Origin of the sequence: Sulfitobacter delicatus, assembly GCF_900102535.1 — a bacterium.
GTDB classification, from domain to species: Bacteria; Pseudomonadota; Alphaproteobacteria; order Rhodobacterales; family Rhodobacteraceae; genus Sulfitobacter; species Sulfitobacter delicatus.
This window is the reverse complement of the sequence record NZ_FNBP01000008.1, coordinates 40773-54894: the sequence shown is the minus strand read 5'-3', so window position 1 is coordinate 54894 and position 14122 is coordinate 40773. Positions and strand designations below refer to the sequence as shown.

Here is a 14122-nt window from a genome sequence, read left to right as displayed (position 1 = left end):
GGACGTATGAAAAATCTGGTGCTCGGCTTCGTTTATACGCTGCTTGTCGCAGGTGCAAACCCCGCCCTTGCCGATGTCGCCGACATCGCCGCTCTGCGCGAGGGTGATATGAAAAAGCTGGTGGTGCATGACTCGCCGCAGGCGGCTTCGGATGCGACCTTTGAGCGTGAGGACAGCGGCGAGGCCATGTCACTGGCGGATTTCGAGGGCAAATATGTGCTGGTCAACTTCTGGGCCACATGGTGCGCGCCCTGCCGCAAGGAGATGCCGCAGTTAAATGCTTTACAAAAAGAATTTGGCGGCGACGATTTTCAGGTGCTGACCATCGCCACGGGGCGCAATTCGCCCGAGGGGATCAAGCGGTTCTTTGAGGAAGCCGGGGTGGACAGTCTGCCGCGGCACCAAGACCCAAAGCAGAAGCTGGCCAGCCAGATGGGTGTTTTCGGGCTGCCGATCAGCGTGCTGCTGGACCGTGAAGGGCGTGAGATTGCCCGGTTGCAGGGGGATGCGGAGTGGGATTCCGAGAGTGCGCGGGCGATTGTGGCTGCGCTGATCGGGGATGAGGCAGAGAGCTAATGAAGAAGTTCCGCCCGGCCGCAGGCCGGGCAGCGCCGACCCGCCCCCCTGGGGCGGCGCTTCGCTTTGCCCCGCGGCTCGGCGCTGCCCTTTGTGGCAGTTAGTACCGGCTCAGGCCACGTGCTGCAAAATCGCCGCTTCTGAGGTCGACAAATTCCGCCGCGCAAACCCGCCATAGGTATGCGGATCAAATGCCAAATCCGGATAGGTCGCGAGCAAACGCTCCCGATCCGTCCCGGCCAGCGCATCCAGCGGCGCGGAGGCAGGGTGGAAGCTCTCCGTCTCCACCCCGTTGGCCCACATCACCTGATGCCGGTCTAGCATCACATGGATATAGGTCATGCCGCGCAGGCCCGTATCCACGGTCACCGTGCTGTCATTGACCAAATCCTTGGCCGCGACCAAAACTTCGTCCGTGCAGAACAACTCCCGCGCCTTGGCGCCGCCCAGCAGAATGCGATGCTCGGGCGAGACCACCAGCCCCCCGTCGGGGATCATATGCCCCAAAGCTCCGGCCCGGAACCGCACCGGACGCAGATGTGGCATGGCGTGGAAACGTGCGCCGGTCATGTGGCGACAGCCGATCCACTCAATGGGCTGGGCGCCGTTGTCCTTGGTCTGGATCAGATCGCCTTCGCGCAGGTCTTCAATCAAGGCAAGACCACCGGGCGTGCGGATGCGGGTGCCGGGAGTAAAGCAGATCACGCCCGCGTCCGCGCCGGAGCGTACGGCACTTGGGAGCGGCCGCAGCCCAAGCGTATGACGCACCACCCAAAGGTCGGTATTGCGCGGTGGCATTTCGTCGATGAACATCAAAAGCGGCTGCCGCCCGCGGCCCACGTCGATCATCGTGATCGTGTAGGAACAGGCCCCGTCGGTGACGATGAAACTGTTGTCCATCAACGGGGTGTCATCAAGCTCGGCCATGGTTTTGGGCGGCACATAGCCGGTCTCGTCCAGCGCCGCGCCGATTAGGCGGTGCACCATCCGGGCCGCGCGTTTGCGCAGCTGTTCCGCCTCGTCTGCCCGGTCCAGCCGCAACACGTCGGTCGGGCCATCCACACGGATGACATCGCCGCGCCACGCCCAGGCGGACCCCACCTCAAGCGCCAGCACCGGCGCGGCCTCTAGGCCGTCGATCTCTGTTTGCGACCAGCTTATGACAAACGTGCCTCGAAAGCCCGTTTTCATATCTGCTCTGCCTGCCTCACGTCTTTTTATTATGTGCAGACTAGCAGCCAAAAGGGCGTCGCGGAAGATGGCGGGAGCGCGTGTTTTCAACCTGTTGCAAATTGATCTTGATGTGGGGTTGAGAGGCGTTTGCGCCCTGCCGCCCGGGAACGCTTGTAAATCACCGGCGTCTTGGTAACGTTATCGGGTTATCTACCGGAGGCACCCTATGTCCGACCCCGACACCCCCACCCCTTCGCGGCGCATCGTCTCTTCGCGGCACTTGGCCGAGGGCGACGGCTGGGAGGCCTCCGAGCTCGAATACGGCATGATCATCGCCTATAACGCCTTCACCCGTTGGATGTCGCGCTGCATGGCGGCGGCGGGCAATGGCGATCTGACGCCGCTGGAGATTCTCGTGCTGCACAACGCTAATCACCGGGGGCGGGAGAAGCGGCTGACGGATATTTGCTTTTTGCTGAATATCGAGGACACCCACACGGTGAACTATGCACTGCGGAAGTTGGTGAAGGCAGAGCTTTTGAGCGCCGAAAAACGCGGTAAGGAGGTGTTTTACCGCACGTCCGAGGCCGGGGCGGAGTTGTGCGAAGCCTACCGCGCGATCCGTCAGGCTTGTTTTTTGGATGGGTTGCCGCGCACGGATATCTCCGGCGAGGAGTTGCGCAAGATCGCGGCGCAGCTCAGGGCGATGTCGGGGCAGTATGATCAGGCGAGCCGGGCGGCGGCGTCGCTGTAGGATAGGGTCGGATCGCTTGCGCGATCCGACCTTCGGGGGCCCTGCCCCCGGACCCCCGAAGTATTTTGGGCCAAAAAGAGGTTAGAGCAGCGCGGCCATGGCGCGGGCGGTGTCGTTCATCCGGTTCGAAAAGCCCCATTCGTTGTCGTACCAGCTGACCACGCGGATCATGCCGCCGTCGGTGACGCGGGTTTGGTCGGGGGCGAAGATGGAGGAATGCGGGTCGTGGTTAAAGTCGGTTGAGACCAGCGGCGCGGGTTCGACTGCGAGCACCCCTTTGAGCGCGCTGTCAGCGGCTTTGGCCATTGCGTCGTTGACCGCTTCGGCTGTGGCGGGTTTTGCGGGCATGATGCAGAGGTCCACCAGCGAGACATTGGCGGTGGGCACGCGCACGGCGGAGCCTTCTAGGCGGCCTTTAAGGTGCGGGATGACTTGGGAGATCGCGGCGGCAGCGCCGGTGGAAGTGGGCACCATCGAGAGTGCTGCGGCCCGGCCCCGGTAGGGGTCGCGGTGCGGGCTGTCGTGGGTGGGCTGGTCGCCAGTATAGGCGTGGATCGTGGTCATGTAGCCGGTCTCGATCCCGAAGGTGTCGTCGAGCACTTTGGCCACCGGGGCGAGGCAGTTGGTGGTGCAGGAGGCGTTGGAGACGATCACGTCTTCGGCGGTCAGCTCATCATGGTTGACCCCGTAGACCACAGTGCGGTCCGCGCCCTTGCCGGGGGCGGAGATCAGCACCCGTTTGCTGCCATTCTCAAGGTGTTTGGCCGCCGCGTCGCGGGCGGTGAAGAAGCCGGTGCATTCATAGACGATGTCGACATCGGCCCAGGGCAGTTTGGCGGGGTCGCGTTCGGCTGTCAGGCGGATCTTTTGACCGGCGATGTGGAGCGCGTCGTCTTTCAACTCAGCATCGACAGTCAGGCGGCCGTGGATGCTGTCGTATTTCAGCAGGTGCAGCAGGTTCTCGGCGTCGGTGAGATCATTGATCGCGACGACTTCGAGCCCGTCGAAGCCGTTCTCCACCAGTGCCCGCAGCACGCAGCGACCGATGCGGCCAAAGCCGTTGATGGCGATTTTCGTGGTCATGGTATCCTCCGACTGCCCGGGTTGCGGGCGGATTGGTTAGCGCTAACATTTATGCGCAACATAGGCCGAATTACGGGGAAATCAACCGTAGATGTGGGGGTGTAGGTGAATTGGCCCGCTGCGCGCGGCAGCGGGCCGGGGTGTTAGCTATGGGCCGCGTGGCGGCGGCGCACTGAGGCCGGGCGGCCCGGCAGGGAGAGTGTTGCGTCATTGCGCTGCTGGCGGGAAATCACCTTGCCTTTGGCCACCACGCAAAGGCGGTCGGGGCGCAGGCGCAGCGCTTCGATCGGGTTGCCCGCGTCGAGCACCACCAGCGAGGCGGTGGCGCCAACGTGTAGCCCGTAGTCTTGCAGCCCGAGGATGCGGGCGTTGACGTTGGTAACCATGTCAAAGCAGCGATGCATTTCCGCGGGCGAGGTCATTTGCGCCACATGCAGCCCCATGAAGGCCACGTCGAGCATGTCGCCTGTGCCCATGGAATACCACGGGTCCATCACGCAGTCCTGCCCCCAGCCGACGTCGATGCCCATGGCTTGCATCTCTTTCACACGGGTCAGGCCGCGGCGTTTGGGGTAGGTATCGTGCCGGCCTTGCAGGGTGATGTTGATCAGCGGGTTGGGGATCGCGGCGACTTGGGCCTCGGCCATAAGCGGCAGCAGTTTCGAGACGTAGTAATTGTCCATCGAATGCATCGAGGTCAGGTGCGAGCCGGCCACCCTGCCCTGCAGGCCGAGGCGTTGGGTCTCATAGGCGAGTGTTTCGATGTGGCGCGAATGGGGGTCGTCGGTCTCGTCGCAATGCAGGTCGACCATGAGGCCTCGTTCGGCGGCGAGTTCGCACAGGGCGGTGACGGAAGCAGCGCCGTCGGCCATGGTGCGTTCGAAATGCGGGATGCCGCCGACGACGTCCACGCCCATGTCGAGGGCGCGGATGGTGTTTTCGTGTGCCGTCGGGTCGCGGTAGAGGCCGTCTTGCGGGAAGGCGACGAGTTGCAGGTCGATGTAGTCTTTGACGGTCTCGCGCACGTCGAGCAGGGCTTCGACACCAAGCAGGCGGTCGTCGCAGGTGTCGACATGGCTGCGGATCGCCAGCAGGCCAAGCGAGGCGGCCCAGTCGCAGTATTCCATCGCGCGGGCTTTGACCTCGTCTTGGGTCATAACCTCTTTGAGTTCGCCCCAGAGGCCGATGCCTTCGAGCAGCGTGCCAGACGCGTTGATGCGCGGGGTGCCGTAGCTGAGGGTGGCATCCATGTGGAAATGCGGGTCGACGAAGGGCGGGCTGACGAGGTCTGCGCTGGCGTCGATGGTGTCGCGGGTCTCGGCGGCGGAGAGGTCTTCGATGGCGGTGATCTTGTCGGCTTTGATGCCGATGTCGGTGGTGCGGCCGTCGGGGAGTGTGCCGCCTTTGATGATGATGTCGAACATGGGTTGGTCCTTGTGACTGCGGGGCTGGATACCACGAAGGACAGCTCCCGACCGCGGGTGGGGGTGAAAGCCCCCGCCCAGGGGGGCGGTCGGGGGCTGTCCGGCCTGAGGCCGGACGGAAGGGTTTAGAAGGAGCGCCCTACTTAGCGCTCTCCCTTGTTGAAGGGCACCATCAGCGCCGCTGGCACCTGCGCCCGACGCGACATGACGACCAGTGCGAGGATCGACAGGATATAGGGCGCCATCAGGAAAATCTGATAGGGGATATCTGCCCCAAGCGGCGTCTGTTGCACGCGGATTTGCAAGGCATCAAAGGCAGCAAAGAGCACCGCACCCAGAAGCGTCTTGCCCGGCTTCCACGAGCCAAAGACCACCAGCGCGATGCAGATCCAGCCGCGCCCGTTGACCATCTCAAAGAAGAAGGAGTTGAAGGCGCTCATGGTCAGGAAGGCCCCGCCCACGGCCATGAACCCGCTGCCGACCATGACCGCGCCGATGCGGATGGCGGAGACGCTGAGGCCCTGCGCCTCGACCGCAGCCGGGTTCTCGCCCGCCGCGCGCAGGGCGAGGCCGAGCGGGGTACGGTAGAGCACAAGCGTCACGGCGACGACCAGCACGAAGGCCAGATAGGTCAGTGGGGTTTGGTTAAAGAGCGCGGGGCCGAGGACCGGGATGTCGGAGAGAAGCGGAATTTCCAGCGGCTGGAAGGCGTCGATCTTGGGCGGCGAGGTGACTTCGGGCAGCGCAAGGCGGTAGCAGTAGTAGGTCAGCGATGTCGCCAGCAGCGTGATGCCAAGGCCGACAACATGCTGGCTGAGGCCGAAGGGCACCGTCAGCACGCCGTGGACGAGGCCAAAGGCCATGCCCGAGAGCATCGCGACGCCCACGCCGAACCACAGCCCGCCGCCAAGATAGACGGTGAGCCAGCCCGCGAAAGCGCCGACGACCATGATGCCTTCGATGCCGAGGTTCAGCACCCCTGCCCGTTCGCAGATCAACTCGCCCAAAGCGGCGAAGATCAGCGGTGAGGCGATGCGGATCGCGGCAGTCCAGAAGCTCGCCTGTAGGAGAATGTCGAAAATATCCATCAGTCGCGCCTCACCCGGAATTTCGTGAGCATGATCGCCAGCACCATCGCCAGAAGCGCCAGCGCCAGCATGATGTCGGCGAGGTATGTGGGCACCCCGGCGGCGCGGCTCATGCTGTCGGCGCCGACAAAGATGCCCGCGACGAAGAGGGCTGCGACGACCACGCCGAGCGGGTTCAGCAGCGCCAGCATGGCGACGATGATGCCGGTGTAGCCAAAGCCGGGGGAGATATCCAAGGTGAGGCTGCCTTTGAGCCCCGCGACTTCGGAAAAGCCTGCCAGCGCCGCGAGGCCACCCGACAAGAGCGCGGTTTTGATCAGCACGCGGTTCACCGGGATGCCCGCAAAGCGTGCGGCGGCGGGGTTCAGACCGACAGCGCGCATCTCATAGCCCAGCGTGGTGCGGCGTTGGATGACCCAGACGACGATGGCCGAGATCAGCGCGAGGCCGAAACCCCAATGCAGGCGCAGCCCGTCGACCATGCGGGGCAGACGGGCCTCGGCGATGAGGCGCGCGGATTTGGGCCAGCCGAGGCCCATCGGGTCTTTCAAAGACCCTTCGAGCAGCATGGAGACCCAGAGCAGGACGACGAAGTTCAAGAGCAGCGTGGTGACGACTTCATCGACGCCAAAGCGGGTTTTGAGGAAGGTCGGCACCAGTAGCACCACGGCCCCGGCGAGCATCGCGGCCACGGCGATGGTCGGCAGAAGAGCGAAGGCGGGCCATGCCAGCGCGCCGGTGCCCAAGACCACGGTGACCACCGCGCCCATGTAAAGCTGCGCTTCGGCGCCGATGTTCCAGAGTTTCGCGCGAAAGGCGACGGCGACGGCGAGGCCGGTGAAGATCAGCGGCGTGGCGCGGTTAAGCGTCTCAAGCGTGGCGAATTTGGAGCCGAAGGCGCCTTTGACGATGAGGCCCAGCACCGAAAACGGCTGCGCGCCGGCGACCATGGCCAGCAGAGAGGCCACGACCACCGTGGCAAAGAGCGCCAGCGCCGGCAGGCCCAGCGAGCGGGTCCATGTGGGGTTGGCAATGGGTTCAAGCCGCATGGGGGGCCTCCTCAAAACCGTCACCGGCCATCCAGACGCCAAGCTCGGCGGGGGTGAGGGCGCCACGGGCGAAGGGCGGCGAGAGGCGGCCTTCGGAGATCACGTGGATCACGTCCGAGAGCGCCGTGACCTCGTCGAGGTCTTCGGAAATCAGCAGCACCGCAGCGCCGCGGTCGCGGGCGGCGAGCAGTTGTTCGTGGACGTACGTCAGCGCGCCGATGTCGAGGCCGCGCACCGGCTGGTTGGCCAGCACCACCGAAGGCGCGGTTTCCAGCACCCGGCCGAGGATCAGCTTTTGCATATTGCCGCCCGAGAGGAGCCGGATGCGGGTCTCGGGGCCGGGGCAGCGGACGTCGTAGCCCTTGATGATCTTGGCGGCGAAATCACGGGCGGCGCGCCAGTTCATCCAGCCGTGGCGGGAGAATCCGGGGCGAGAATAGAGTTCGAGCACCGCGTTTTCGGTGAGGTCGAAGTCGGCGATGGTGCCGGTCTTGTGGCGGTCTTCGGGGATGCGGGCGATGCCGGCGCTGATCGCGGCATGGGGCGACCAGCCGCGGGGGGCGTTACCCTTCACGTGAAACGTACCAGAGGCCGAGCGGAGCAGCCCGCCGATGAGATCGGCAAGGGCGGTTTGGCCGTTGCCGGAAACACCCGCGAGCCCGGTGATCTGGCCTGCGCGCAACTCGAGGTCCACGTTTTTCAGCCCCGGTGCAGAGCCGATGTCGGGCGTGGAGACGCCTGCCAGCGTGACCAACGCTTCGCCCGGATCGGCGCGGCGTACCACGGGGGCGGCGACTTCGGAGCCGACCATCATCTGCGCCATGGCGGCGCGGTCGGTCTCGGCTGTCTTGGCCTCGGCCACCAGCTTGCCGTGGCGCAGCACGACGACGCGGGAGGAAATTGCCATGACCTCATGCAGCTTGTGGGAAATGAAGATCACTGAGAGCCCAAGCGCCACGGCCTTGCGCATGGTGGCGAAGAGGTCGTCGGTCTCTTGTGGGGTCAGAACGGCAGTGGGCTCGTCCAAAATCAGGACGCGCGCCTCGCGGTAGAGGGCTTTGAGGATCTCGACCCGCTGGCGCTCGCCGACGCTGAGGCTGCCGACTTGGGCATCGGGGTCCACGCGCAGCCCGTAGTCCTCCATCAGCGAGACAATCCGCTGCCGCGCCTGCGCACGGCCAAAGCCGGGGCGCCAGAGCGACCGGGTGCCGAGCACGATATTCTCCAGCACAGTCATATTGTCGGCCAGCGTGAAATGCTGGTGCACCATGCCGACGCCCGCAGCCAAGGCAGCACGCGGATTGCCAGCAGGCAGACGCTGGCCAAAGACTTCGACAAACCCTTCGTCCGGCGTGTAATGGCCGAACAGGATATTCATCAGCGTGGTCTTGCCCGCGCCGTTTTCGCCAAGCAGGGCAATGACTTCGCCCTGCCGCAGATCAAAGCTGATCGCGTCATTGGCGGTGAGCTTGCCAAATCGCTTGGTAATGTTGTCGAGGCGCAGAACAACCTGCGCCTCGGGATGTTGATCGGTCATTTAGGAGGACTTCGGCTCTTCGTCGTTGATGTCGACGGTGAAAGAGCCGTCCTTGATCGCCTGCTCGCGCTCCTTGACCATGTCGAGCGCCTCTGCCGGGACTTTGCCCTCAAAGGTGCCGAGCGGGGCCAGCGAGGAGCCGCCCTCGGACATGAAGGAATAGCGGCCATAGTCGTCGGCCTTGAACTCGCCCGCTTTGACGGCGGCAATGGCGGCATCCAGCGTCGGCTCGAAATGCCACAGGGCGGAGGCGACGACGGTCTCGGGGTATTCGGCCTGCGTGTCGATGACGTTGCCGATGGCCAGAACGCCCTTTTCCTGCGCCGCGTCCGACACGCCAAAGCGCTCGGCATAGAGCACGTCGGCCCCCTGCTCGACCATGGCGAAGGCGGTTTCCTTGGCTTTGGGCGGGTCGAACCAAGAGCCGATGAAGCTGACTTGGAACTTAATGTCGGGGTTCATTTCCTGCGCGCCGGCCATGAAGGCATGCATCAGGCGATTCACCTCGGGGATCGGGAAGCCGCCGACCATGCCGATGTTGCCGCTTTCGGTCATGGCCCCTGCGATGATGCCCGAGAGATACGCCGCGTCTTGGATGTAGTTGTCAAAGACCGCGAAGTTCGGGAGCGCCTCGTCTTGTTTGAAGCTGGAGCCCATCAGGAAGGCGACCTCGGGGTAGTCGGCGGCGACTTCGCGGGCCTCGGCTTCGGCACCGAAAACTTCGCCCACGATCAACTGGTTACCGGCTTCGGCATATTCGCGCAGCACGCGCGCGTAGTCGGTGTTGGAGACATTCTCGGTGAAGGTATATTCAATGTCACCGCGCTCTTGCGCCGCTTCGGCGGCCTTATGGATGCGGCTGACCCATTGCTGTTCGACCGGCACGGTATAAACGCCCGCAACCTTGATCGGTTCGGCGGCCAGCACACCCTGTGGCAGCAGGGTGGCGCCCGCCAAAACGGCGGCAGAGCCGAGTAGGAAGCGGCGTGTGAAGTTGCGTTGTGTCATGTGATGTCCCCCGGATTTATGTAATGTGCGGTTTACCGTTTGGTAAAATATTTGACCTGTCAAGCTTCACCTGACCTTAGGTCACCCCCTGCCCTGCCGATTTGCCACGCGCTGCCGAATAAACTGGCAGTCGCCGCGCGGGGCGGTAAATTGGGTCGACCCCAAGGATCGGATTCTTCGATGAGCCATGTATTGCACCGTAACCTGCGCGCCACGCAACCAGTGATTGTCAGCGGCGAGGGAAATTTTCTGATTGATGACAAGGGGAAGCGCTATCTCGATGCCTGCGGGGGCGCGGCTGTGTCGAGCCTTGGGCATGACAATGCCGCGGTACGTAAGGCGATTGCAGCGCAGTTGGATCAGCTTGCTTTTGCGCATACCGGCCTCTTTACCAACCCGCCTGCGGAGGCGCTGGCCGACTATCTGATCGCCCATGCGCCCGAGGGCACCGGCGAGGGCCGGGTCATGTACCTCGGCAGCGGGTCCGAGGCGATGGAGGCGGCGTTAAAGCTGGCGCGGCAGTATCATTTGGAGCGCGGCGACACTGCCCGCGCCCGGATCATTGCGCGCAAGCCCAGCTATCACGGCAACACGCTCGGCGCGCTGGCGGTGGGCGGCCATGCCGGGCGGCGGGCACCTTTTGCGCCGATGTTGATGGATGTGGAGCATATCGACGCGGCCTATGCCTACCGGTTGCAGCATGAGGGCGAGAGCGAGGCCGATTTCGCGCAGCGTTTGGCAGATCAGTTGGAGACGCGGATTGTGGAACTGGGGCCAGAGACGGTGGCGGCCTTTGTGGCGGAGCCTGTGGTCGGCGCCTCGCTCGGCTCGCAGGCCGCGCCGGAGGGCTACTTCAAACGGGTGCGTGAGATTTGTGACCGGCATGGGGTACTGCTGATCGCCGACGAGGTGATGTGCGGCATGGGCCGGACTGGGAGCCTGTTTGCGCTGGAGCAAGAGGGCATCTGCGCCGATATCACCACCATGGCCAAGGGGCTCGGCGCGGGCTACCAGCCAATTGCGGCGGTGATGGCGCGTGAAAGCGTGATCGAGGCGATCATGGCGGGCAGCGGCAATCTGTGGAACGGGCATACCTATATGTCCCATGCGGTGGCGACGGCGGGGGCGCTGGCGGTGCTGCAAGAGGTCGAGCGTCGTGATCTGCTGGGGGCCGTGCGCGCGCGTGGGGCGCAGTTGGAGGCGGCCCTGCGCGAGCGCTTTGGTCAACATGCCCATGTCGGTGACATTCGCGGGCGCGGGTTGTTCTGGTCGATCGAACTGGTGGCGGAGCGGGATGGGAAACTGCCCTTCGACGTGAAACGCAACATCGCGGGCAAGGTCCAGCGGGCGGCGATGGAAGCGGGGATGATCTGCTACCCGTCGCAGGGCTGCGCCGATGGCACGGCGGGGGATCACGTTTTGCTGGCCCCGGCCTTTACCTCTCTGCCCGAGGAGATTGATCAGATCGTGCAGATGCTGGGCGAGGCCGTCGACAAGGTGATTGCCGAGGGCTGAGCCCCCGCCCTAGCGGCCCTTGATGCGGATCGAAAAATTGCGCTGCGCCCCTGCGGGCGGGCGCGGGAATGGGGCGGCCTTGCGGATGATGCCGAGGGCCGCTTGGTCCAGCGCGGATGAGCCAGAGCTTTGCGCCACGCGGGCGCTGGCGAGTTGGCCGCCTCCCCCGACAGAAAAGGCGATGACAGCGGTGCCGCGCGCGCGCACGCGGGGTTTCCCGGCGCGGGCGATGCGGGCCATGACCTGGCCGGGATAGTTGCTGGCGGCGGCGTTGCCAGAGGGCGCGGCGGCTTTTTTCCGTGCGCCGGATTGGGTGGATTTGCCTGCGTTTTGAGTGGCCTGTGCGCCTTGGGTGTTGTTGCGCTTGGCGTTGCCACGGGCGGTCTGTTTGGGTTTTGGCGCGGGTTTGGGTTTGGCCTTTTGGGCCGCTTCGGCGGCGCGCTTTGGATCGCGGCGTTGGGGGCGTTGCGAGAGCAGCGGCGCGGGGGTGTCTTCGGGCTTTGCGGTAAGTGTCTCGGTCGGCGGGGCGCTGGCGGTCGCTGTGGGGGTCGCAGCCGGAGTCACCGGGGGGAGAACAGGTGTTTCGCTTGCCGTTACGGCGGAGGGCGCGACCGGGGTGGCCTTGGGCTTGGGCGTGGCGGCGGGCGCTGTGGGTTGCAGTGGTTCGACCGGTTCCGCCTGCTGTGCGGCCAAGGGTGTGGGATCGGCGGCGGTGACCGGCTGGGGCGCTTCGGCCTCTAGCGGGACCGGTTCGGCTGCGGGGGTTGGCGTGATCTCCTCGGCGGGCTCGGCGGTCAGCGTGCCCGCTGACATATCCTCAAACCGCGTGCCGAGCTGCGCCGCGGCGGGCGTGCCGCCGCCTGCTATCTTAGGGCTGTCGTCAAGGCGCAGCCACTGCGACGCGCCCAGAACCGCTCCGGCGGCGAGGCCGAGGGACAGCAGTTTGGCGAGGTTCGAGCCGGGGATCATTGCAGCGCCCTTTGGGTGACCAGCAACACCCGCCCTGCCCCCGCGGCGCGCAGCTCGCGGGTCAGACGGACGAGGGTTTTTGCGGGCAGCGCACGGTCCGGCAGCAAGCGCACGGTGGCGCGGGCTTCTTCATCAAGCGTGGCGATGAAATCGGCAGCGCTGGTGATGTCTTGGGCCGCATGGGTCAAGCGCCCGTCGGGATGCACGACCAGCGCATCGGGCGGCGCGCGGCCTTCGAGGTCGCGGGTTTCGATCAGCTTGAGGTCTTGGTCAAGTGGCTGCGCGAGGGTGCCTGCAACCATGAAGAAGACCAGCATCAGAAAGACGATGTTGATCAGCGCGATGGTCGGTTCGCGTTGCGCTTTGCGTTTGGCGAGCGGGCGCATGGTCAGCCCTCCAAAACCGTGACGCGCAGCGCGGGCAATGCGCGCAGGGCGATGAGCAGAGCGGCGAGGCGCTGGCTTTCGACGGCACCGGCGAGCGAGATCAGCAGCGGGGTGCCCTCTTCGGCCTCGGCCAACGGGCTGGCGGTCAAGCTGTCGAGCGTCAGCGCCTCGCCGTTGAGGCGCAGGCTGTCCGTTCCCAGTTGTAGGAAATAAGGCTTCGCATCCGCCGACGCCCCCCCGCCGGAAGTGGCGGCGGTGAGTTCAATCTCGCTGAACTTGGAGAAGGTCGAGGTGAGCATGAAGAACAACAGCAACAGAAAAATCACGTCGATCAATGAGGTCATCGACAGTCGGTTGCGCCGGCGGCGTGGCCTAGCCATGAGCAACCTCAGCCACCGCTGCGCGGCTGGGTTGGCCGGGGTGCAGCACGGTCAGGATAGCTTTGTCCGCGATAACGCGTTCGTTTTCCATGCGCTGTTCCAACCAGCTGAGCACCAGCGCGGTGGGCATGGCGACGACCAGCCCGACGGCGGTGGTCAGAAGCGCTACCCAGATGCCGCCTGCAAGGATTGACGGATCGACCTGCGCGCCCGCGTCTTGCAGGGCGCGGAAGGCTTCGATCATGCCCAGAACGGTGCCGAAAAGGCCAAGCAGCGGGGCGAGTTGTGCGACGGAATCGAGCAGGCGAAAGCCGCGTTCGAGCTTGGCGAAACGCAGTTCGGCCTCGGCTTGCAAACGGGCCTGTCCGGCCTTTGGCGTGGCCATCGCCATTTTGACCACCGGGACGAGGTAGCTTTTGGAACGGGTCAGCGCGGCCTCTGCGCCCGATCTGTCGCCTTGCTCCCATGCGCTGACAGCCTGCGAAAGCGCCTTGTGACGGCCCACAGCAGCGGCGCGGAACTGCCATGTTTTATAGAGCGCGACCGCAAGGGTTAGTACCGCAACGACCATCAAGATGACGACGACCGGGCCACCGGTTTCGGCAATGTCGCGCAGCGGGGCGAGCAGATCGGTCAGTTGGTCCATTAGCCCAGCACCTCAATCTCGGTGCGCGATGTGAGGCCGAGGTCGCTTTCGCAGGTGCCAGCGTCAACGCCCTCCCCCGCGCAGGTCTGCGCGCCGTTAAAGAGGATACGGCCCAAGTTCTCACAAGTGGTCTGGGGCACGACGAATTGGCGCACGCGGGGGCGGCCCACGGGGAGAGTGCCGAAATCGAACAGGGTCAGCCGGTCAACGGTGCCGTTCTGGTCAAAGAGCACGGTTTCATAGACCGCCTTCTCCAGCGGTGTGTCGAGCGTGTTGGTGATGAGGAAGGTGAGCTTGCAATTGGCGTCTATGGTTTCGGCGGCGTTTAGCTCGACCTGAAGCCCTGCGGGGGCGGGTGCCGTCTTGGCCTCAGTTTCGGCGACAGCGCCTTGTGCGAGCAGGACAGGCAAAGCCACGAGGGCGGCGAGACGAGAATGCGACATGGGTGGCTCCCTGAGCGTTCGAAAGGCGGGGCGCGGGACGAAAAGGCGCGCTCCGTTAGAAATCTATGGCGGTTGCCTAGCAAAAGCGAAA

15 protein-coding genes are annotated in these 14122 nt (G+C 64.7%); 3 read left to right on the top strand and 12 right to left on the bottom strand.

From position 1 onward, the window contains the following. The first annotated feature begins 6 nt into the window (after positions 1–6). The gene (locus tag BLS57_RS13660) at positions 7–576 is read left to right on the top strand and encodes a TlpA family protein disulfide reductase (RefSeq protein ID WP_093743277.1); all 570 of its coding nucleotides are present in this window, start codon (positions 7–9) and stop codon (positions 574–576) included. Positions 577–687: 111 nt separating this feature from the next. Here BLS57_RS13660 and BLS57_RS13655 read toward each other — a convergent pair whose 3' ends face one another. Further along, positions 688–1767, bottom strand: a complete 1080-nt coding sequence (locus BLS57_RS13655) for a Hint domain-containing protein (protein ID WP_093743276.1) — start codon at positions 1765–1767, stop codon at positions 688–690. A gap of 208 nt (positions 1768–1975) precedes the next feature. On the opposite strand from BLS57_RS13655, the gene BLS57_RS13650 reads away from it, so the two are divergent. Then, a complete protein-coding gene (locus tag BLS57_RS13650) occupies positions 1976–2503 on the top strand; it encodes a winged helix DNA-binding protein (RefSeq protein WP_093743275.1) in 528 nt (175 codons plus the stop codon). Positions 2504–2584: 81 nt separating this feature from the next. Here BLS57_RS13650 and gap read toward each other — a convergent pair whose 3' ends face one another. The 6 genes from gap to BLS57_RS13620 all read right to left on the bottom strand — a co-directional run bounded on the left by gap (position 2585) and on the right by BLS57_RS13620 (position 9692). Further along, complete coding sequence (gap, locus tag BLS57_RS13645; RefSeq protein WP_093743274.1) at positions 2585–3586, bottom strand: type I glyceraldehyde-3-phosphate dehydrogenase; 1002 nt, start codon at positions 3584–3586, stop codon at positions 2585–2587. Between the two features lie 143 nt (positions 3587–3729). After that, positions 3730–5010 carry an amidohydrolase family protein gene (locus tag BLS57_RS13640; protein ID WP_093743273.1) on the bottom strand — a complete coding sequence of 427 codons (1281 nt, stop codon included), beginning with the start codon at positions 5008–5010 and terminating at the stop codon, positions 3730–3732. A gap of 143 nt (positions 5011–5153) precedes the next feature. After that, on the bottom strand, positions 5154–6098 hold the full coding sequence (locus BLS57_RS13635; protein ID WP_093743272.1) for an ABC transporter permease: 945 nt from the start codon (positions 6096–6098) through the stop codon (positions 5154–5156). Beyond that, positions 6098–7147: an ABC transporter permease gene (locus BLS57_RS13630; protein WP_093743271.1), complete on the bottom strand. Its 1050-nt coding sequence runs from the start codon at positions 7145–7147 to the stop codon at positions 6098–6100. Before BLS57_RS13630 ends, BLS57_RS13635 begins: the two co-directional genes overlap by 1 nt. Beyond that, a complete protein-coding gene (locus BLS57_RS13625; protein WP_093743270.1) occupies positions 7137–8684 on the bottom strand; it encodes an ABC transporter ATP-binding protein in 1548 nt (515 codons plus the stop codon). The genes BLS57_RS13630 and BLS57_RS13625 overlap by 11 nt, the downstream gene beginning before the upstream one ends. Continuing rightward, positions 8685–9692, bottom strand: coding sequence for a BMP family protein (locus BLS57_RS13620; RefSeq protein ID WP_093743269.1), 1008 nt, complete (start codon positions 9690–9692; stop codon positions 8685–8687). 180 nt (positions 9693–9872) lie between these two features. Here BLS57_RS13620 and BLS57_RS13615 point away from each other — a divergent pair, with 180 nt between their 5' ends. Further along, complete coding sequence (locus BLS57_RS13615; RefSeq protein ID WP_093743268.1) at positions 9873–11207, top strand: aspartate aminotransferase family protein; 1335 nt, start codon at positions 9873–9875, stop codon at positions 11205–11207. 9 nt (positions 11208–11216) lie between these two features. Here BLS57_RS13615 and BLS57_RS13610 read toward each other — a convergent pair whose 3' ends face one another. The 5 genes from BLS57_RS13610 to BLS57_RS13590 are packed head-to-tail and all read right to left on the bottom strand — an operon-like array spanning position 11217 to position 14031. Next, on the bottom strand, positions 11217–12176 hold the full coding sequence (locus tag BLS57_RS13610) for an energy transducer TonB (RefSeq protein ID WP_093743266.1): 960 nt from the start codon (positions 12174–12176) through the stop codon (positions 11217–11219). After that, the gene (locus tag BLS57_RS13605; protein ID WP_093743263.1) at positions 12173–12562 is read right to left on the bottom strand and encodes an ExbD/TolR family protein; all 390 of its coding nucleotides are present in this window, start codon (positions 12560–12562) and stop codon (positions 12173–12175) included. The genes BLS57_RS13610 and BLS57_RS13605 overlap by 4 nt, the downstream gene beginning before the upstream one ends. Before the next feature lie 2 nt (positions 12563–12564). Then, positions 12565–12942: a biopolymer transporter ExbD gene (locus BLS57_RS13600; RefSeq protein WP_093743261.1), complete on the bottom strand. Its 378-nt coding sequence runs from the start codon at positions 12940–12942 to the stop codon at positions 12565–12567. Next, positions 12935–13588, bottom strand: coding sequence for a MotA/TolQ/ExbB proton channel family protein (locus BLS57_RS13595; protein WP_093743259.1), 654 nt, complete (start codon positions 13586–13588; stop codon positions 12935–12937). The genes BLS57_RS13600 and BLS57_RS13595 overlap by 8 nt, the downstream gene beginning before the upstream one ends. Further along, positions 13588–14031, bottom strand: a complete 444-nt coding sequence (locus BLS57_RS13590; RefSeq protein WP_093743257.1) for a hypothetical protein — start codon at positions 14029–14031, stop codon at positions 13588–13590. The genes BLS57_RS13595 and BLS57_RS13590 overlap by 1 nt, the downstream gene beginning before the upstream one ends. Positions 14032–14122 lie beyond the last annotated feature (91 nt).